This is a genomic window from Pedococcus dokdonensis, assembly GCF_900104525.1.
Taxonomy (GTDB): Bacteria; Actinomycetota; Actinomycetes; order Actinomycetales; family Dermatophilaceae; genus Pedococcus; species Pedococcus dokdonensis.
In genome coordinates, this window is record NZ_LT629711.1 from 1,311,393 (window position 1) to 1,330,752 (window position 19,360).

Annotated in this window: 18 protein-coding genes; 2 read left to right on the forward strand and 16 right to left on the reverse strand. The window is 72.1% G+C overall.

The window, feature by feature from the left end; all coding sequences use genetic code 11:
- Window positions 1–141: 141 nt before the first annotated feature.
- From pyrF to pyrR, 9 genes are read right to left on the reverse strand one after another with little or no spacing between them, the layout of a single operon-like run.
- Window positions 142–1,029, reverse strand: coding sequence for an orotidine-5'-phosphate decarboxylase (gene pyrF, locus BLQ34_RS06350; protein WP_407946391.1), 888 nt, complete (start codon window positions 1,027–1,029; stop codon window positions 142–144).
- Window positions 1,026–1,982 (reverse strand): dihydroorotate dehydrogenase, encoded by a 957-nt coding sequence (locus BLQ34_RS06355; protein ID WP_091783025.1) that lies wholly within the window; start codon window positions 1,980–1,982, stop codon window positions 1,026–1,028. Before BLQ34_RS06355 ends, pyrF begins: the two co-directional genes overlap by 4 nt.
- Window positions 1,982–2,890 carry a dihydroorotate dehydrogenase electron transfer subunit gene (locus tag BLQ34_RS06360; protein WP_197674780.1) on the reverse strand — a complete coding sequence of 303 codons (909 nt, stop codon included), beginning with the start codon at window positions 2,888–2,890 and terminating at the stop codon, window positions 1,982–1,984. Before BLQ34_RS06360 ends, BLQ34_RS06355 begins: the two co-directional genes overlap by 1 nt.
- A complete protein-coding gene (gene carB / locus BLQ34_RS06365; protein WP_091783027.1) occupies window positions 2,887–6,201 on the reverse strand; it encodes a carbamoyl-phosphate synthase large subunit in 3,315 nt (1,104 codons plus the stop codon). The genes BLQ34_RS06360 and carB overlap by 4 nt, the downstream gene beginning before the upstream one ends.
- On the reverse strand, window positions 6,201–7,466 hold the full coding sequence (gene carA, locus BLQ34_RS06370) for a glutamine-hydrolyzing carbamoyl-phosphate synthase small subunit (protein ID WP_091783030.1): 1,266 nt from the start codon (window positions 7,464–7,466) through the stop codon (window positions 6,201–6,203). Before carA ends, carB begins: the two co-directional genes overlap by 1 nt.
- Window positions 7,463–8,125, reverse strand: a complete 663-nt coding sequence (locus BLQ34_RS06375) for a PH-like domain-containing protein (protein WP_091783033.1) — start codon at window positions 8,123–8,125, stop codon at window positions 7,463–7,465. The genes carA and BLQ34_RS06375 overlap by 4 nt, the downstream gene beginning before the upstream one ends.
- Window positions 8,122–9,411 (reverse strand): dihydroorotase, encoded by a 1,290-nt coding sequence (locus tag BLQ34_RS06380; RefSeq protein ID WP_091783036.1) that lies wholly within the window; start codon window positions 9,409–9,411, stop codon window positions 8,122–8,124. The genes BLQ34_RS06375 and BLQ34_RS06380 overlap by 4 nt, the downstream gene beginning before the upstream one ends.
- Entirely contained in the window at window positions 9,408–10,418 is a 1,011-nt protein-coding gene (locus BLQ34_RS06385; protein ID WP_091783039.1) for an aspartate carbamoyltransferase catalytic subunit, read from the reverse strand. The genes BLQ34_RS06380 and BLQ34_RS06385 overlap by 4 nt, the downstream gene beginning before the upstream one ends.
- The gene (gene pyrR / locus BLQ34_RS06390; RefSeq protein ID WP_091783042.1) at window positions 10,415–11,098 is read right to left on the reverse strand and encodes a bifunctional pyr operon transcriptional regulator/uracil phosphoribosyltransferase PyrR; all 684 of its coding nucleotides are present in this window, start codon (window positions 11,096–11,098) and stop codon (window positions 10,415–10,417) included. Before pyrR ends, BLQ34_RS06385 begins: the two co-directional genes overlap by 4 nt.
- A 196-nt stretch (window positions 11,099–11,294) precedes the next feature.
- Between pyrR and BLQ34_RS06400 the strand changes: the two genes are divergently transcribed.
- On the forward strand, window positions 11,295–12,293 hold the full coding sequence (locus BLQ34_RS06400) for a WXG100 family type VII secretion target (RefSeq protein ID WP_157692922.1): 999 nt from the start codon (window positions 11,295–11,297) through the stop codon (window positions 12,291–12,293).
- 102 nt (window positions 12,294–12,395) lie between these two features.
- On the opposite strand, the gene nusB is transcribed toward BLQ34_RS06400, so the two are convergent.
- Both nusB and efp read right to left on the reverse strand, forming a co-directional pair.
- Window positions 12,396–12,809: a transcription antitermination factor NusB gene (nusB, locus tag BLQ34_RS06405; RefSeq protein ID WP_091783051.1), complete on the reverse strand. Its 414-nt coding sequence runs from the start codon at window positions 12,807–12,809 to the stop codon at window positions 12,396–12,398.
- A gap of 3 nt (window positions 12,810–12,812) precedes the next feature.
- Window positions 12,813–13,373 carry an elongation factor P gene (gene efp / locus BLQ34_RS06410; RefSeq protein ID WP_091783054.1) on the reverse strand — a complete coding sequence of 187 codons (561 nt, stop codon included), beginning with the start codon at window positions 13,371–13,373 and terminating at the stop codon, window positions 12,813–12,815.
- Between the two features lie 181 nt (window positions 13,374–13,554).
- Between efp and BLQ34_RS06415 the strand changes: the two genes are divergently transcribed.
- A complete protein-coding gene (locus BLQ34_RS06415) occupies window positions 13,555–14,523 on the forward strand; it encodes an aldo/keto reductase (RefSeq protein ID WP_407946392.1) in 969 nt (322 codons plus the stop codon).
- A gap of 23 nt (window positions 14,524–14,546) precedes the next feature.
- Here BLQ34_RS06415 and BLQ34_RS06420 read toward each other — a convergent pair whose 3' ends face one another.
- The 5 genes from BLQ34_RS06420 to aroC form a co-directional block, all read right to left on the reverse strand.
- The gene (locus BLQ34_RS06420) at window positions 14,547–15,473 is read right to left on the reverse strand and encodes an intradiol ring-cleavage dioxygenase (RefSeq protein WP_091783060.1); all 927 of its coding nucleotides are present in this window, start codon (window positions 15,471–15,473) and stop codon (window positions 14,547–14,549) included.
- Window positions 15,474–15,561: 88 nt separating this feature from the next.
- Window positions 15,562–16,470, reverse strand: a complete 909-nt coding sequence (locus BLQ34_RS06425; RefSeq protein ID WP_172829361.1) for a ketopantoate reductase family protein — start codon at window positions 16,468–16,470, stop codon at window positions 15,562–15,564.
- A 19-nt stretch (window positions 16,471–16,489) separates the two neighbouring features.
- The gene (gene aroB / locus BLQ34_RS06430; RefSeq protein ID WP_091783063.1) at window positions 16,490–17,563 is read right to left on the reverse strand and encodes a 3-dehydroquinate synthase; all 1,074 of its coding nucleotides are present in this window, start codon (window positions 17,561–17,563) and stop codon (window positions 16,490–16,492) included.
- Window positions 17,560–18,108: a shikimate kinase gene (locus BLQ34_RS06435; RefSeq protein WP_091789415.1), complete on the reverse strand. Its 549-nt coding sequence runs from the start codon at window positions 18,106–18,108 to the stop codon at window positions 17,560–17,562. The genes aroB and BLQ34_RS06435 overlap by 4 nt, the downstream gene beginning before the upstream one ends.
- Entirely contained in the window at window positions 18,105–19,328 is a 1,224-nt protein-coding gene (gene aroC, locus BLQ34_RS06440; protein WP_091783065.1) for a chorismate synthase, read from the reverse strand. The genes BLQ34_RS06435 and aroC overlap by 4 nt, the downstream gene beginning before the upstream one ends.
- Window positions 19,329–19,360 lie beyond the last annotated feature (32 nt).

The following is a 19,360-nucleotide window of genomic DNA, read 5'->3' on the forward strand; positions in this document are numbered from 1 at the left end:
CCGTCGAGGACCGGCGCGGCACCCCGCCCCCGTGACCGAGGTCACGACACGCCGTGCGATTTGCGCCCGACGCCCGGTTCCGGCGGTGTGTCGTGTCGCCCGTCGAGATCCACCGCCGAGAGCGCCGCCGGGCGCGTCGGGTCAGCGCAGGAGGTCGGCGAGCGTCGCGCTGGTCTCCAGGGCCCGGTCGCGCAGCGCGGTCACGTCCGGTCCGGCCGACAGCACCTCGCGGCTGCTGGCCGGCAGGACGTTGTGGAGTGCGTCGCCGAAGACCCGCCGCAGGTCGTCGCTGGTGCCACCCTGGGCGCCGACCCCGGGGGAGAGCAGCGGCCCGTTGACCGCGGCCAGGTCGAGCTGGAGCTCCTGGACCGCCGTGCCCACGGTCGCCCCGACGACGAGCCCGACGCTGCCGAGCTCTCCCCTGGCAGCCGCGGCGGCGTTCATGGACGCCGCCGAGGTGACCATGCTTTCGGCGACGCTGGTGTCGCGGAGCCGGGCGTGTTGCACGCTGCGACCTTCCGGGTTGGACGTGAGCGCGAGCACGAACACGCCGCGACCGGTCTGGGCGGCCAGGTCGAGTGCCGGGCGCAGCGACTCGAAGCCGAGGTAGGGGCTGACGGTCACCGCGTCGCCGGGAGCGACCGCGTCCTTGCCGAGGTAGGCCTCGGCGTAGGCCGCCATGGTGGACCCGATGTCGCCCCGCTTGGCGTCGAGGATGACCAGCGTGCCGGCCTCGCGCAGAGCCGTGATGGCCTCCTCGAGGACGGCCACCCCGCGAGAGCCGAACACCTCGAAGAACGCCGACTGCGGCTTCACCACACCGACCTGGCCGGCAAAGGCCTCGACACAGGTGTCGGTGAACCGCCGCAAGCCGTCGAGGTCGTAGCCGAGCCCCCACGACTCGACCAACGTGCGGTGCGGGTCGATCCCCGCACACAGGGGGCCGTGCAGGTCGGTGGTCGCGCGCAGGCGCTGCCCGAAGGTCAGTCCGGTCATGGCCAGATCGGTGGTGCTGTCCGTGGTGCTCATGCCATCCTCCCGTGGGCGACTCCGACGGCGTCGGTCAGCCGCTCGAAGCCCTTGTCCTGCAACAGTTGCGCCAGCTCGCGCCCCACCCGCACGGGGGCGCTGGGGTCGTTGAAGGTGGCGGTGCCGACCTGGACCGCACTCGCCCCGGCCGCCACCAGCTCGAGGGCGTCCCGACCGGTGCGCACTCCCCCGACCCCGATGATCGGCACGGTCGGGAGGCGGCCCTCGACCATGGCCGCCCGGGTCTGCCAGATCGCTCGGACCGCGACCGGCCGGACGGCCGGACCGGACAGCCCGCCGGTCACCCCGGCCACCTGGGGCCGCAGGCGGTCCGTGTCGATGACCATGCCCAGGAGGGTGTTGATCATGGTGAGCCCGTCGGCCCCCGCCTTCACGCAGGCCTGGGCGATGCTGACGATGTCGGTCACGTCGGGGGTCAGCTTGGCGAAGACCGGGACGTCCCTGGGCAGCTGCTCGCGGACGAGCGCGACCACCTTGGCACTGGCCATCGGGTCGCACGCGAAGACCAGCCCGCGGTTCGCCACGTTGGGGCAGGAGATGTTGACCTCGACCCCGACCACGGCGTCGAAGGCGTCACTGGCCCGCAGCGTGGCGGCCACGTCGGCGAACTCGCCGCTGGTGTTGCCGGCGATCGAGACGAGGGTGCGGGCACCGGCCTGCTTGAGCCAGGCGAGGTCCGTGTCCACGAACGCGGAGATGCCCGGGCCCTGGAGGCCGATCGAGTTGAGCATGCCCGACGGTGTCTCGGCCATCCGCGGCGTGCCTCGACCCGACCTCGGGTCGGCCATCACCGACTTGGTCACGAACGCGCCCAGCTCACGGATGTCGAAGAGCCGGGCCAGCTCGCGCCCGTTGGCCGCGCACCCGGAGGCCGTCATCATCGGGCTCGGCAGCGTTGCGGCGCCGAGCCGCGTCGACATGTCGACCGGCATCAGTGACCCCCCGCCCGTGGTGCGCCGACGGCGTCGGCCGGGACGGTGCACAGCCCATCGGAGAACGCGTCCCAGCGCACCCGGTCACCGCGGAACACCGGACCCTCGACACAGGAGCGCACCATCCTCGTGACCCCGTCGTTCCCGGTCACGGGCATCACGCAGGTCATGCAGACACCCACACCGCAGGCCATCGACTCCTCGACCGCGACCTGCGCCACGGCACCCTCGGCCGTCGCGACGTCGGTGATGGACTTGAGCATGCCCATCGGCCCGCAGCCGTAGACCACTGCTGCGCTCGTGCGCCGGATGAGCTCCGGCAGCACGTCGGAGACCCAGCCCTTGGTGCCGGCGGTGCCGTCGTCGGTGGTCACGGTGACGCCGTCGGCGTGCCGGCGGGCCTCGACGACCCCGAACAGCCGGGACTCGGTGGCCGCGCCGAGGACCATCTCGACGTGGCAGCCGCGCTCGCGCAGCGACTCCGCCAGCCAGAACAGCGGTGCACTGCCGTAGCCCCCGCCCACGAGGACGCAGGCCACCGGCTCGGTGGGCAGCGGGAAGGAACGTCCGAGCGGCCCGACGATGTCGACCTCGTCGTGGGCCCGCAACGAGCTGAGCCACTCGGTGCCGGCGCCCACCGCCGAGATCACCACGTCGACGGTGCCGCCGTAGGTGCCGGACGGGCTGACCTTGTGGATCGAGAAGCAGCGCCGCAGCAGGTTGGCGCTGGTGTCGCCTCCGACCGCCAGGGCCACGAACTGGCCCGGGCGGGCCAGCTCGGCCAACCCCGGCGCGACGAAGGTCAGGTGGTGGTAGGCGCCGACGCGACGGGTCGCGATCAGCTCGCCGGTCACCTGGACGACGCCCGAGCCCTCCGACGCGGTATGCCGTGTGCTCGCCTCGCTCACGCGGCACCTCCCCCGGCGCCGGCGCCGTAGAGGTCGAGGTCCCGAGCGTGCTCCTGCAACGGCTTGACGGTGAAGTCGCCCTGCATCTGCGCCTCGATGCCCTGCACCGCCGCTGCCAGCTCCTGCACGGTGGTGACGATCGGTCGGTCCATCGAGGTGGTCGCCGCGCGGATCGCGTAGCCGTCGGCTCGGGCGTTGGGACCGCTCGGCGTGTTGACCACCATCGCGATCTGGCCGTCGAGGATGAGGTCGACGATGCTCGAGTCACCCGCTTCGCGTTCGCTGTGCTTGTGCACCACCTCGGAGGGGATCCCGTTGCGCCGCAGCACATCCGCGGTGCCCGTGGTGGCGACGATGGTGAAGCCGAGGTCGGCCAGGCGCTTGACCGGGAAGATCATCGCCCGCTTGTCACGGTTCGCGACCGACACGAAGATCCGGCCCTCGCGCGGCAGACCCGAACCCGCCGCCAGCATGCCCTTGGCGAAGGCAGTCCCGAAGTCCTGGTCGATCCCCATGACCTCGCCGGTGGACCGCATCTCCGGCCCCAGCAGGCTGTCGACCACCTGGCCGTCCCTGGTGCGGAACCGCTTGAACGGCAGCACCGCCTCCTTGACCGCGACCGGGGCGTGGCTCGGCATCGACCCACCGTCACCGTGCGGGGGCAGCAGCCCCTCCTCGCGCAGCTCCTTGATCGAGGCGCCGAGCATGACGCGGGCGGCCGCCTTGGAGACGGGCACCCCGGTCGCCTTCGCCACGAAGGGCACGGTGCGGGAGGCGCGCGGGTTGGCCTCGAGCACGTAGAGGATGTCCTGGGCGAGGGCGAACTGGACGTTCATCAGCCCCCGGACCCCGATGCCCTCCGCCAGTCGCAGAGTGGCCTCCCGGACCCGCTCGAGCTCGGCCACCCCGAGCGTGACCGGCGGGAGGGTGCACGCCGAGTCACCGGAGTGGATGCCGGCCTCCTCGATGTGCTCCATGATCCCGCCGAGGTACATCTCGGTGCCGTCGTAGAGGGCGTCCACGTCGATCTCGATGGCGTCGTCGAGGAACCGGTCGACCAGCACCGGGTGCTCGGGGCTGGCCACCGTGGCCCGCGTGACGTAGGTGGCCAGCGTGTCGTCGTCGTAGACGATCTCCATGCCGCGGCCACCCAGCACGTACGACGGTCGCACGAGGACCGGGTAGCCGATCTCCCGCGCCACCTCGACCGCCTCGGCGGCGCTGTAGGCCGTGCCGTGCTTGGGAGCCGGCAGCTGCGCCTCGGCGAGCACCCGCCCGAACGCGCCGCGGTCCTCCGCGAGGTCGATGGCCTCGGGGCTGGTGCCGACGATCGGCACACCGGCCTCCTTGAGGGCCTTGGCGAGGCCGAGCGGCGTCTGCCCGCCGAGCTGGACGATGACGCCCGCCACCGGGCCGGCCTGCTGCTCGGCGTGCACGACCTCGAGCACGTCCTCGAGGGTCAGCGGCTCGAAGTAGAGGCGGCTGCTCGTGTCGTAGTCGGTCGACACGGTCTCGGGGTTGCAGTTGACCATCACCGTGTCGTAGCCGGCATCGCGCAGGGCGAAGCTGGCGTGGACACAGGAGTAGTCGAACTCGACGCCCTGCCCGATCCGGTTGGGGCCGCTGCCGAGGATGAGGACGGCCGGCCGCTCGCGGGGCGCCACCTCGGTCTCCTCGTCGTAGGCGCTGTAGTGGTACGGCGTCGTCGCCGCGAACTCGGCAGCACAGGTGTCGACGGTCTTGTAGACCGGGCGCACCCCCAGGGCGTGCCGCACCCCGCGGACGACCGCCTCCGGCATACCCCGCAGGCCGGCGAGCTGGGTGTCGCTGAACCCGTGTCGCTTGGCCAGCCGCAGCAGGTCGGGGGTCAGCTCGGCTGCAGCGGCGACGCGGTCGGCGATCGCGTTGATGAGCGCCATCTGGTCGAGGAACCACGGGTCGATGCCCGTCTCCTCGTGGACCTCTTCGACCGAGAGGCCACCGCGCATCGCCTGCTGCACCGTGACGATCCGGCCGTCGGTGGGTGTCCTGGCCGTGTGCAGCAGGGTTCGCGCCTGCTCCTGGCTGGGGGTGGGGCCGTCCCAGTGGAAGGTGCTGCCACTGCGCTCCATCGACCGCAGTGCCTTCTGCAGCGCCTCGGTGAAGTTGCGGCCGATCGCCATCGCCTCGCCGACCGACTTCATCGTGGTGGTGAGGGTCGGGTCGGCGGCCGGGAACTTCTCGAACGCGAACCGCGGCACCTTCACCACGATGTAGTCGAGCGACGGCTCGAACGATGCCGGGGTCTCGCGGGTGATGTCGTTGGGCACCTCGTCGAGCGTGTAGCCGATCGCCATCTTGGCGGCGATCTTGGCGATCGGGAAGCCGGTCGCCTTGGACGCCAGCGCCGACGAGCGGGAGACCCGCGGGTTCATCTCGATGACGATGATCCGGCCGTCGACCGGGTTGACCGCGAACTGGATGTTGCAGCCGCCGGTGTCGACGCCGACCTCGCGGATCACGGCGATGCCGATGTCGCGCAGCCGCTGGTACTCGCGGTCGGTCAGGGTCAGCGCCGGCGCCACCGTGATCGAGTCACCGGTGTGCACCCCCATCGGGTCGAGGTTCTCGATCGAGCAGACCACCACCACGTTGTCCGCGTGGTCGCGCATCACCTCGAGCTCGTACTCCTTCCACCCGAGGATCGACTCCTCCAGGAGCACCTCGGTCACCGGCGAGTACTGCAGCCCGGCGCCGGCGATCCGCCGCAGGTCGGTCTCGTCGTAGGCGAACCCGGACCCGAGCCCACCCATCGTGAAGGACGGCCGCACGACGACGGGATAGCCGAGCTCCGTTGCGGCAGAGAGGCACTCGTCCATGGTGTGGCAGATCAGCGACTTCGCCGACTCCGCACCACAGCGCTCGACGACACCCTTGAACTTCTCACGGTCCTCGCCGAGCTGGATCGCCTCGACGTTGGCGCCGATCAGCGGGCAGTCGTACTTCTCCAGGACCCCGGACTCGTGCAGCGCGATCGCGCAGTTGAGGGCGGTCTGCCCGCCGAGGGTCGCCAGCACGGCGTCGGGGCGCTCGCGCGCGATGATCGACTCGACCACCTCGGGCGTGATCGGCTCGACGTAGGTCGCGTCTGCGAACTCGGGGTCGGTCATGATCGTGGCCGGGTTGGAGTTGACCAGGATGACGCGGATGCCCTCCTCCCGCAGCACCCGGCACGCCTGGGTGCCGGAGTAGTCGAACTCGCAGGCCTGGCCGATCACGATCGGCCCCGACCCGATGACCAGGACGCTCTTGATGTCCTCGCGCTTCGGCACTACTTGTCCTCTCCTGCGTCGCTCATGCTCTTCGTCGCGCTCGTCGGCGGTCCGGGCCTCGCTCCTTCGTCGCTCGTGTCCTCCCGCAGTCCTCGCCGCTCCATCAGCCCCACGAACCGGTCGAACAGGTAGGCGGCGTCGTGCGGGCCGGCTGCGGCCTCCGGGTGGTACTGCACCGAGTAGGCCGGCAGGTCGAGGCACTCCAAACCTTCGACCACGTCGTCGTTGAGGCACACGTGCGACACCCGCACCCGCCCGTATGCCGTGCCCTCGGCGTCCGCGGGCGCGGCCACCTCGCGGTCGGTGGGGGCGTCGACCGCGAACCCGTGGTTGTGGGCGGTCACCTCGACCTTGCCGGTGGTGCGGTCCATGACCGGCTGGTTGATGCCGCGGTGGCCGTACTTGAGCTTGTAGGTGCCGAAGCCGAGCGCCCGGCCGAGGAGCTGGTTGCCGAAGCAGATCCCGAAGAACGGGATGCGCGCGTCGAGCACCTGGCGCAGCACCGCGACCTCTGCGTCCGCAGTGGCCGGGTCGCCGGGGCCGTTGGAGAAGAACACGCCGTCCGGTCCGCCGTCGCCGACCGCCCGGATGTCGTCGAACGTCGCGGTGGCGGGCAGCACGTGCACCTCGATGCCCTGCCGGGCCAGCAGCGTCGGGGTCATCGCCTTGATGCCGAGGTCGACGGCCGCGACGGTGAACCGCCGCTCCCCCACGGCCGGCACGACATACCGCTCCTTGGTCGTGACCTCGGCGGCCAGGGCGGCGCCGGTCATCTGCGGGGCGTCCTGGACCGCAGCCACGAGCTCGGTCACCGGCCGCTGGGCCAGCTCGCCGGAGAAGATGCCGACCCGCATCGCACCGCGCTCGCGCAGGTGGCGGGTCAGGGCACGCGTGTCGATCCCGCTGATGCCGACGATCCCCTGCGCGACGAGCTCGTCCTCGAGCGAGCGGCGCGATCGCCAGCTCGACGGGCGGAGCGCAGGGTCGCGCACGACGTAGCCGGCCACCCAGAACCGGCTCGACTCGTCGTCCTCGTCGTTGATGCCGGTGTTGCCGACGTGCGGGGCCGTCATCACGACGACCTGACGGTGGTAGCTCGGGTCGGTCAGGGTCTCCTGGTAGCCGGTCATCCCGGTGGAGAAGACCGCCTCACCCACGGTCTGGCCGGGGGCGCCGTAGGCGTCACCGCGGAAGCTGCGACCGTCCTCCAGGACGAGGATGGCGGGCGGTCGGTCCAGGTCGAATCCGGCGGCAACGGCGCTCATGAAGTCGTCTCTCCTGTGGTCTTGGGCTTCTCGACGGGCGTGGCGTCGGGTGTGGCGTCGGGCGTCTCGACGGGCGTGGCGTCGGGTGTGGCGTCGGGCGTCTCGTCGGGTGTCTCGTCGCTGTCCCCGGTGTGCCACCAGAGGGCCGACTCGACGCGCTCGACGTCGGCCTTGTAGCGGGGCAGGAAGCCGGTCTCGTAGATGTCGCCGTTCTCGGCGCGCCACTGCAGGACCACGACCCGGTTGGCGCCGACGAACTTGCCGACCATCCCGCGCTCGCGCCGCGCCGAGCGGAGCCGGGCCGCGGGGATGACGACCGTCGCCTCACCCTGGCGGTCGATCCGCACCAGCTCGTCGGCATCGCCCCGGGTGACCACCAGGGTGGCGCGCGACCGGTTGCCCAACCCCTCGACGGTGACCCGTTCGAGGCGGTTGTCCGCGGTCGTCGTGCTGATGTAGGTGCCCTCGACAATGACCTGCGCCGGCTTCTCCTTGAACACCGGGGCCTCGATCGAGTGGTCGCGCGAGGTGCGGTCCCGCTCCGCGGCGATCGCCGCGGACTCGTGCAGGTGGCGCTTGCGCACCCACCCGGCATACAGGAGGGCGTAGATCAGCCCGAGGGCCACGAGCATGACGCCGACGGCTTGCAGACGGGTCACGCGATGGCTCCCTTCTGGGCGGTCACGCGACCACCGAAGACCGTGGCGTGCACGGCGCCCTGCAGGGTGCGGCCGTGCCACGGGTTGTTGCGCGACAGGGACAGCGAGGCACTGCGGTCGACGGTCACCGTGGCAGCCGGGTCGACCAGGGTGAGGTGGGCCGGCGAGCCCGCCGCAAGTGGCTGCCCGTGGGTGGTCAGGCCGGCGATGCGGGCCGGGGCCTGCGACATCACCCGCGCGACCCCCGCCCAGTCGAGCAGGCCGGTGCGGACCATCGCGTCACTCACGACCGACAACGCCGTCTCGAGCCCGAGCATGCCGAACGCCGCGTCGACGAAGGCGTGCTCCTTGTCGTGGCGGGCGTGCGGCGCATGGTCGGTGGCCACCGCGTCGATCGTGCCGTCCGCGAGCGCCGCGCGCAGGGCGTCGACGTCCTCCTGAGGGCGCAGCGGCGGGTTGACCTTGAAGGTGGGGTCGTAGCCCGACAGCAGGTCGGTGGTGAGCACCAGGTGGTGCGGCGTGACCTCGGCGGTGACCGCGATGCCCTGCGCCTTGGCCCAGCGCACCACCTCGACGGTGCCGGCGGTCGAGACGTGGGCGACGTGCACCCGCGAACCGGTGTGCCTCGCGAGCATGACGTCGCGGGCCACGATCGACTCCTCGGCGATCCCGGGCCAGCCCGGCAGGCCCAGCCGACCGGACAGCTCGCCCTCGTGGGCGCAGGCCTGCGGACCGGCCAGGTGCGGGTCCTGCGCGTGCTGGGACACGACGCCGCCGAAGGCCCGGACGTACTCCAGCGCGCGCCGCATGACGCGCGAGTCGTGCACGCAGTGGCCGTCGTCGGAGAAGACCGTGACCGCGGCACGGGATCGGTGCATGAGGCCGAGCTCGGCCAGCTCCGCCCCGGCCAGTCCCTTGGTGACCGCTCCGACCGGCACGACGTCGACGAGGCCGGTGGCGCGTCCGAGGTCGAGGATCCGCTCGGCCGCCTCGGCGGTGTCGGTCACCGGGTTGGTGTTGGCCATTGCGAGCACCGCGGTGAAGCCACCCACCGCGGCGGCGGCCGCACCCGACGCGATCGTCTCGGCGTCCTCGCGGCCGGGCTCGCGCAGGTGGGTGTGCAGGTCGACGAGGCCGGGCAGGGCCACCAGCCCGTCGGCGTCGAGCACGTCGGCGCCCTTGGCCGAGCGGATCGAGCCGACCTCGACGATCCGGCCGTCCTCGACGAGCAGGTCCTGCGCCCCTGCTCCCGCGAGGTCCGCTCCCGTCACCAACAGGGTGCTCATGCGGCGCCTTCCTCTCCGGCGAGGAGGTGGTAGAGGACGCTCATCCGCACCGCGACCCCGGCGCTGACCTGGTCGAGGATGAGCGACTGGGCGGCGTCGGCGGCGTCGGCGCCGATCTCGAGACCGCGGTTCATCGGGCCGGGGTGGCAGATCACGACGTCGGGGTTGGCGGCCACGAGGGTGTCGAGGCGGGGCCGGGTGAGGCCGTAGCCGACGGTGTACTCGCGGGCGGTCGGGAAGAACCCGCCGCTCATCCGCTCGCGCTGGACGCGCAGCATCATCACCGCGTCGGCGGTCGGCAGCACGGCGTCGAAGTCGTGGCTGAGCTCGAAGCCCTCGGCCTGCGACCACGCCCGGATGCCGCTGGGCATCAGCGTCGGCGGGGCGACGAGGGTGACCCGCGCGCCGAGCGTCTTGAGCGTGATCAGGTTGGAGCGCACCACCCGTGAGTGGGTCAGGTCGCCCACGATCAGCACGTGCCGGCCCTCGAGGCTGCCGAGCCGGCGCTCCATCGTGTAGGCGTCGAGCAGCGCCTGGGTCGGGTGCTCGTGCATCCCGTCACCGGCGTTGATGACGTGGGCGTCGACCCACTGGCTCACCTGGTGGGCCGCGCCGCTGGCGTGGTGCCGGATGACGAGGGCGTCGACGCCCATCGCCGCGACGGTGAGCACGGTGTCGCGCAGGGACTCGCCCTTCGAGGTCGACGAGCCCTTGCCGCTGATGTTGATGACGTCGGCCGAGAGCCACTTGCCGGCGATCTCGAACGAGCTCCGCGTGCGGGTGGAGTCCTCGAAGAAGAGGTTCACCACCGTCCGGCCGCGCAGGGTGGGCAGCTTCTTGACCTCGCGCTGCTGGACACCGTGCATCTCGGCCGCGGTGTCGAGGATGGCCCGCACCTGCGGGAGCGCCAGGTCGGCGGACGAGAGCAGGTGCCGACGACCGCGGGCTCCGTCGGTGGCCGCCAGCGGGGTGGCCAGGGTGGGCGTGGTCACGGTGCTGGCAGTCATCGGGTCTCCCCTCCGGCGATGGTGACCTGGTCGGCGATGCCGTCCGGCTCGCTGAGCCGCACGCGCACCTTCTCGCTGCTGGACGTCGGCAGGTTCTTGCCGACGTGGTCGGCGCGGATCGGCAGCTCGCGGTGGCCCCGGTCGACCAGCACCGCGAGCCGGACGATGCGGGGGCGGCCGAGGTCGGAGAGCGCGTCGAGCGCGGCTCGGACCGTGCGTCCCGAGTAGAGGACGTCGTCGACCAGCACCACGACCTTGTCGTCGATGCCGCTCGGCGGGATGTCGGTGTGCATCGGGCTGCGGGTGGGCTGGCGTCGCAGGTCGTCGCGGTGCATGGTCACGTCGAGCGCGCCCACGGCCACCGGGGTCCCCTCGACCTCCTGGATGAGCGCCGCGAGCCGGCGCGCGAGCGCGACCCCACGGGTCGGGATGCCGAGGACGACGAGGTCGCTGGCGCCCTTGTTGTGCTCGATGATCTCGTGCGCGATGCGGCGCAGGACGCGCGCGACGTCGGCCTCGGTCATCACCGTGCGCGAGTCGTCGGCTGCCCCGGGAGCGGCGCCGGGGTCGGCCGGAGCGGAGGGCTCCGTCGGCGAAGGCGCTGTGGTCGGAGGCGCTGTGGTCGAAGGCGCTGTCTTCGAAGGCACAGGCGCCGGGGGTGCAGCAAAGTCAGGACGCATCGCGTCAGGACCTCCTTCCCTGCCTCACGGGACAGGTCGTTAAAGGATGTCGTTCGCGGGCGACTCTACCGCGTGCGGCGGGCACCCGGCATACCGGCCCGCCCAGTGGCGGGACGGAGCCGCGGTGCCCCACGATCCGGAACCTTCCGGGGCCGGTGGCCTTGCCCGCGCGGCGGGCCCCCGTCACCGTGAGCGCATGAACCAGCCCACGAACCTGCTCGGCGCAGACACCGACGAGCTGCGCCGCCTCCGCCAGCAGATGGACGCCTTCGTCAGCCAGCTCCAGTCGGTCGGCACGACCACCACGCAGCACCTCCAGTCGCTGTCGTGGCACGGACGCGACCAGCAGGCCTTCCTGGACGCCTGGACCGGGCAGTACCAGCCGTCGCTGCTGCGCACCGCCGAGGCGGTCACCGAGGCCGGTCGGGTGGTCGAGGAGCAGGCGGCCGACCAGGACCGTGTGAGCGGCGGGGCCGGTTCGGGCGGCAGCCAAGCAGCAGGCACGGGAGCAGGCACGGCGGCGGGGGCAGCCACCGGCGCAGTGCTCGGTGCCGGTACAGGTGCCGGGGGCGCGACGGGTGACGACGACCTCGGCAGCCTGAGCCGTCGCTACGAGTCGAGCGGCAACCCGGGCACCGTCTCCACCGGTCGCGGTGACAACGGCGGCGTGTCCTACGGCACCTACCAGCTGTCCAGCCGCACCGGCAGCGCGTCGGAGTTCGTCACGTGGTTGCGTCGCGAGCACCCGGAGTATGCCGAGCGGCTCGGTGACGCCCGCCCCGGCTCCGCCGCGTTCAGCCGGGCCTGGCGCGAGACGGCCGCGGCCGACGCCACCGAGTTCGGGCAGATCCAGCACGAGTACATCCAGTACTCGCACTACGAGCCGCAGCGGGTCGCGGTCGAGCGGGCGCTGCCCGGCCTCAACCTCGAGGGCCGCGACCCCGTGGTCCGGGACGTGCTGTGGTCGACCGCGGTCCAGCACCGGGGCGCGACCGACGACATCTTCACCCGGGCCGTGGCCGGGCGGGACGTCTCGACCCTGTCGGACGCCGACCTCGTCCGCGCGGTCTACGCCGAACGCGGGCGCGACGACGGGATGGCCTACTTCCGCAGCTCGTCGCCGGCCGTCCGCCGCGGCGTGGTCAACCGGTTCGGCCACGAGCAGGCCGACGCGCTGGCACGGCTCGGCCAGTAGCCCGGCCACCCGGCACACCTGCCGCCAGCGGCACGGATGGACGGGGGCCGCGCTCTCGTGAGGTCGATCCGTGCCGCGAGGCGCACGGATCGACCGAGGCCGTCAGGCGAGGGTCGGCTTGACCTCGGCCAGCCGGGCCAGGAGACCGTTGACGAACTTGGGCGAGTCGTCGGTCGACAGGCTCTTGGCCAGCTCGACGGCCTCGGCGATCGCGACACCCTCGGGGACCTCGGTCGCGTAGAGCACCTCGAAGGCGCCGAGCCGCAGGATCGCCCGGTCGACGCTCGGCATCCGGTCGAGCGTCCACCCCTGCGAGTAGGTCGACAGCAGCTCGTTGATGTCGTTCCAGTGCGCGACGACACCCTCGACCAGGTCGGAGGTGTACTGGTTGAGCGGGGCCTCGGTGACCGGCTTCGCGAGCCGCGCGACCAGCAGGTCACCGGCGTTCATGCCGCGGTTCTCGGCCTCGAACAGGAGGTCGACGGCGCGCTTGCGCGCCTTGCTACGAGCGCCCAAGGGTCAGTTCACGCGGCCGAGGTAGGACCCGTCACGGGTGTCGACCTTGACCTTGGTGCCCTGCTCGAGGAACAGCGGCACGTTGATGGTCGCGCCGGTCTCGAGGGTGGCCGGCTTGGTGCCGCCGGTGGAGCGGTCACCCTGCAGACCGGGCTCGGTGTAGGTGATCTCGAGGACGACCGAGGTCGGCAGCTCGACGTAGAGCACCGTGCCGTCGTGGGTCGCGACCTGCGCGGTCTGGTTCTCGAGGAGGTAGTTGGCGGCGTCGCCGACGGTGGCCTCGGGAATGTGGATCTGGTCGTAGGTCGAGCCGTCCATGAAGACGTAGTCGGCGCCGTCCTTGTAGAGGTACTGCATGTCGCGGCGGTCGACGTTCGCGGTCTCGACCTTGACGCCCGCGTTGAAGGTCTTGTCGACGACCTTGCCGGACAGGACGTTCTTCAGCTTGGTCCGCACGAAGGCCGGGCCCTTGCCGGGCTTGACGTGCTGGAACTCCACGACGGACCACAGCTGGCCCTCGAGGTTGAGGACCAGGCCGTTCTTGAGGTCGTTGGTCGATGCCACGGGTGTTCTCTCTCTGTTCAGGGCAACCGGGTGTGCCGTGGGCGTGCGAGCCCACGGAGGTCCCGGAACTTTTGATTTCCTGCGCCGCCCGGACGTCTCGGGCGCGAGTCGGCGGTCAGTCTAGCCGTGGGCACGACACTCCCCCGAATCGCTGGTCCGCGACCGTGCCTAGGGTGGGGGCATGACCTCCACCACCTCGTCCCCAGACATGACCTACCGTCCGCTCGGCTCGAGCGGCCTGGTGGTCAGCGTCGTCGGGATCGGGTGCAACGCGTTCGGCCGTCGGGTCGACCAGGACGGGGTGGGCGCGATCCTGGCCGCCGCGCGCGACAGTGGTGTCACCCTGCTCGACACCGCCGACATCTACGGCGGGCAGCCCGGCCAGAGCGAGGCGATGCTCGGCGAGGCACTCCAGGGCCAGCGCGACGAGTTCGTCCTGGCCACCAAGTTCGGGATGGACATGCAGGGCGCCAACGGCCGGGACTTCGGTGCGCTCGGCTCGCGGCGCTACATCAAGCGCGCGGTCGAGGCGAGCCTGCGCCGGCTCCGGACCGACCACATCGACCTCTACCAGCTGCACCGGCCCGACCCGCTCACCCCGGTCGAGGAGACCTTGGAGGCGCTGACCGACCTCGTGCGCGAGGGCAAGGTCCTCTACGTCGGCTGCTCCAACTTCGACGGCTGGCAGGTCGCCGACGCCTCGTGGACGTCGTCCACCGCCGGCCTGGCGTCGTTCGTGTCGGTGCAGAACGAGTACTCGCTGCTGGACCGCACCGTCGAGGACGAGGTGACGCCGGCGTGCGAGCGGTTCGGGCTCGGCATACTCCCGTTCTTCCCCCTGGCGCACGGCCTGCTCACCGGCAAGTACCAGCGCGGCGCCGACGCCCCGGAGGGGTCGCGCGCCGCGCTCGAGCCGGACCGCGCGGGCTGGCTCGCCGACGCCGACTGGGACCGGGTGGAGGCACTGCAGGCCTTCGCCGACGAGCGCGGGGTCGACCTCCTCGACGTGGCGATCGGCGGGCTGGCTGCCCAGCCGGCGGTCGCCTCGGTGATCAGCGGCGCCACGTCGGCCGAGCAGGTCACCCGCAACGCGCGCGCCGGCCTGTGGGAGCCGGACGCCGCCGACCTCGCCGCGCTCGACGAGATCTAGCGCGGGAGCTCAGACCCCGATGGTCAGGTCGCGACGTAGCCGTCGGTCGCGTTGCCGGTCACCGTGGCGAGCTGGTGGATCCCGCCGTCGTCACCGAACACGTTGTCGCTCGTGAGCGAGGTCTGCGCGAGGTTGACGATGCTCTGCTCGTAGCCGGACGTGGCGTAGACGTCCTTGCAGACCGCCTCGGGCAACGCGATCTGCGAGGTCTTGACGATCTGCCCGTCGTTGGTCGCCTGGTCGACCGACTGGTAGACCTCGAAGTGGATGTGCGGCCAGCGCCCGGAGTATGCCGCCGGGAAGATGCTCGTGAAGGTCGCCGTGCCGGAGGCGTTGGTCGCCTGCACCCCGCGCAGGTAGTTCTCCTCGGTGACCCCCTGGGAGTAGAGGGAGTACTGGCCGTCGCGGTTGCAGTGCCAGAGGTAGACGGCCGCCCCTGCGAGCGCGGAGTAGCCGTTGCCGGCGTCGGTGACGGTGAGGTTGATGGTGAGCGGGACGCCCTCCGCCCTGGTGGTCGAGGAGCCGTAGCTCGTCGTGATGTCCGACCGGACGATGCCGGAGTCGTCGAGGACGTCGGGCCCGTTCGAGCCGTCCCCCGGGTAGGGGCCGCCGGTCTCGTCGGGCACCTCGGCGTCCGGCGTGCTGCCCGGCGCGCCGCTCGACGAGGCGGACGAAGAGCTGCTCGTGGACGAGGACGCCGACGAGCCCGAGGTGCTGGACGCCGTGGCGTCGTCTCCTGATGTCCCGCAGGCGGCGAGTGCCGCGGTCGCACCCAGACCGCCCAGGATCCCCAATACCCGGCGGCGCGCGAGCAGGGTCTGCACGTCGAACTCCAGCCCGCGGTCGTGCCGGTCGTCGTGGGGGAACCCGAGGTTGTCGGTGCCGTGGTCCTGCGGCGGGGTGCCGAGGGCGTCAACGGCCGGCCGCTGGGGCTGCTGGTTCGTCGTCATGCACCCAGAGTGGGGCGCTGGTCCGTCGAGCGCTTGTGCGAGTGCTGTGCGGTCCCTGTGGGCGGCCCGGAGCCGGGATCGCCGGGCGTCAGTCGGGGATGGCGATGGACGCGAGGCCGTCCACGAGCCGCTGCGTGACCGGGGCCTCGGTCCCACCTCGCCGCGCCGCGCGCAGCACGGCCCCGCCGATGGCGTCGAGCTCGAGCGGCTGGCTCGATGCCGCGTCCTTCTGCATCGAGCTGCGCATGTCGTCCGGCACCCGGTCCCTGAGGAAGCCGAGCACCGCACCCTCGTCGAGCTCGACACCCTCGGCCAGCGCTGCGGCGACGACCTCACCCACCACGCTCTCGACCGCAGCCCAGTGCTCGTCGCGCAGCACGCCCCACGGCGCGGCGAACGACGTGGGCAGCAAGGCCAGCGGAGCCAGCACGCTGAGCTTCTCCCAGAGGACCTGCCGGTCGTCGTCGCGCACGGTCACCGACAGGCCGGCACCGGCGAGGGCGTCTGCGGCGACCTGCACCTGCGCGGGGTCGGCCTGCCCCGCAGCCAGTTCCACCAGCGCGAACGGCGAGCGGTGCACGACCACCCCGGGGCTGACCCGCTCGGACTCCACGCGGATCGTGCCGGTGGCGACGTGGCTCGGCCCGTACCGTGAGCGCAGCAGGTCGACGTGGTCGAGGCCGTTGAGGAAGGGCACGACGAGGGCCTGACCGAGGCTGCCCGGCGGCACCAGGGCCAGCGCGTCCTCCAGCGCGGTGGCCTTCACCGTGACCAGGACGAGGTCCGGGGCCGCCTCCAGGCGCGGCTCCGCCGACACGGTCTCGACCGAGTCGCCGTACGCGTCGCTGCGCAGCTCGAGTCCATGTCGTCGGAGGTGGTCCGCGGTGGCGTCCCGCGCCAGCACGGTGACGTGGTGACCAGAGCGGGCGAGGAGTGCGGCCAGGAGCCCTCCGACGCCGCCGGCGCCGAGGACGGCCACGTCCAGCCGATCGTCCATGGTCCCGACGGTACCCGCGTCAGTCGCGGGAGACCTCCGCGTACGCGGCCTGGAGCAGCGCGGGGTCGGGGCCTTCCAAGCGCACGGGACGGCCCACGTCCGAGAGCACCACGAACCGCAGCAGCGAGCCGCGGGACTTCTTGTCGCGCTTCATCGCGTCGAGCAGCTGGGGCCAGCGGTCGCCGCGGTAGGTCACCGGCAGCCCCAACGCCGTGAGGATCGCTCGGTGCCGCTCGACGAGCGCGTCGTCCATCCGGCCGGCGAGCCGGGCCAGCTCGGCGACGTAGACCATCCCGATCGAGACCGCGGCGCCGTGCCGGAAGGCATAGCGCTCGACCTGCTCGACCGCGTGCCCGAAGGTGTGGCCGTAGTTGAGGATCTCCCTGAGGTCGGCCTCCTTGAGGTCCTGCGCCACCACGTCGGCCTTCACCTGGATGGCGCGCTCGATGAGCTCGCGCAGGTGTGGTCCGTCGGGGCGGGTGGCGCCCTCGGGGTCGGCCTCGACGAGGTCGAGGATGACGGGGTCGGCGATGAAACCGCACTTCACGACCTCGGCCAGCCCGGCCACGAAGTCGTGCCGGGGCAAGGTCTCCAGGGTCGCGAGGTCGCAGAGCACCCCGGCTGGCGGGTGGAACGCGCCGACCAGATTCTTGCCCTCGGCCGTGTTGATCCCGGTCTTGCCGCCGACGGCCGCGTCGACCATCGCCAACAGGGTCGTGGGCACGTGCACCACGCGGATGCCGCGCAGCCAGGTGGCGGCGACGAACCCGGCCAGGTCGGTGGTCGCCCCTCCCCCGACGCTGACGACGGCGTCGGTGCGGGTGAAGCCGGCCTGCCCGAGGACGCCCCAGAGGAACGCCGCGACCTGTGCGGTCTTGGCCTCCTCGGCATCCGGCACCTCGGCGGCATACGCCTCGAAACCCTTGGCACCCAAGGACTCACGCACACCCTCGCCCGTCGCGGCCAGCGCGCGCGGGTGGATGACCAGCACCCGCTGGGTCCCTTCGCCGAGCAGTCCGGGCAGCTCGTCGAGCAGGCCGTGACCCACGACCACGTCGTAGTCGTCGCCGACGCTGATCCGGGTGGTGCTCATGCGGTGGGTCCGTTCGTGGTGGCTTCGGTCGGGGCGCCCAGGAACGCCAGGATCTCGTCGACGACCGCGGCGGGCTTGCGGCCGGCCGTGTCGACCCGCACGGTCGCGAGCCGCTGGTAGGTGGGGCGGCGCTCGTTCATCATCTTGGTCCAGCTCGCCCGGGGGTTGACCATGAGCAGCGGGCGGCTGGCATCGAAGCCGATCCGCCGGGCCGCGTCGGCGATGCCGACGTCGAGGAAGACGACGGTGTGGCCGGTCAGGGCGGCCTGCACCTCAGGGTCCATCGGCGCACCGCCGCCGAGCGAGACGACGCCTACCTCGTCGGCCAGCGACCGGAGCACCTCGGCCCGCTCCAGCTCGCGGAAGTGTGCTTCGCCGTGGTCGACGAAGAGGTCGGGGATGCTCTGCCCGGCGGACTGCTCGATCGCCCGGTCGGTGTCGTGGGCGGGCAGGTCGAGCGCGCGCCCGAGGCGCCGCCCGATCGTGCTCTTGCCGACCCCCGGGGGTCCGATGAGGACCACGCGGGGGCGTGCGGTGCCGGTCACCACGTGCGCATCGCCTCGGGGATCGAGGCCAGGTATGCGGTGTGGTTGCGCGCCGTCTCGGCGACCGAGTCGCCGCCGAACTTCTCGACGCAGGCCTGCGCCAGCACGAGGGCGACCATCGCCTCGGCGACCACGCCGGCCGCGGGGACGGCGCACACGTCGGAGCGCTGGTGGATCGCCTTGGCGGCTTCGGCACCGGTGGTGTCGACGGTGTCGAGGGCGCGCGGCACGGTCGAGATCGGCTTCATCGCAGCGCGCACCCGCAGCACGTCCCCGGTCGACATGCCTCCCTCGGTGCCGCCGGCCCGTCCGGTGCGGCGCTGGATCACCCCGTCGGCGTCCCGCTCCATCTCGTCGTGCGCGGCCGAGCCTCGACGGGCCGCGGTCCGGAAGCCGTCGCCGACCTCCACGCCCTTGATCGCCTGGATGCCCATCAGGGCGGCCGCCAGCTGGGCGTCGAGCCGTCGGTCCCAGTGCACGTGCGAGCCCAGGCCCGGGGGCAGTCCGTAGGCGACCACCTCGACGACCCCGCCGAGCGTGTCACCGTCCTTCTTGGCCGCCTCGACCTCGGCCACCATGGCCGCGGAGCCCGCGGCGTCGAGGGTGCGCACGGGGTCGCCGTCGATCTGCTCGACCTGGTCGGGTGTGGGCAGCGGGGCGTCCTCGGCGACCCCTGCCCCGCCGATCGCCACGGTGTGGGACACGAGCCGGATGCCGTAGGCCTGCTCCAGGAACCGCGCGGCCACCTCCCCCAGCGCCACCCGGGCGGCGGTCTCGCGGGCGGACGCGCGCTCCAGCACCGGCCGGGCGTCGTCGAAGCCGTACTTCTGCATGCCGACGAGGTCGGCATGTCCCGGACGGGGACGCGTCAGCGGCCGGTTGCGGGCGATCTCCTTGTCGGCGTTGACGTCGTCCGACGCGGCGTAGGCCTCGTCGGAGACGGGGTCGGGCGACATCACCGTCTCCCACTTGGGCCACTCGGTGTTGCCGATCCGGATGGCCACCGGGGAACCCATCGTGACGCCGTGCCGCACGCCGCCGAGGAACTCCACCTCGTCCTGCTCGAACTTCATCCGGGCTCCCCGACCGAACCCCAGACGACGACGGGCCAGGGCGGCGGCCACGTCCTTGGTCGTCACCTCGATCCCGGCCGGCAGTCCCTCGATCGTGGCGAGGAGGGCCGGGCCGTGGGACTCACCTGCGGTCAACCAGCGGAGCATGAGCCGATCCTCCCATGCACCCTGCGGACCGG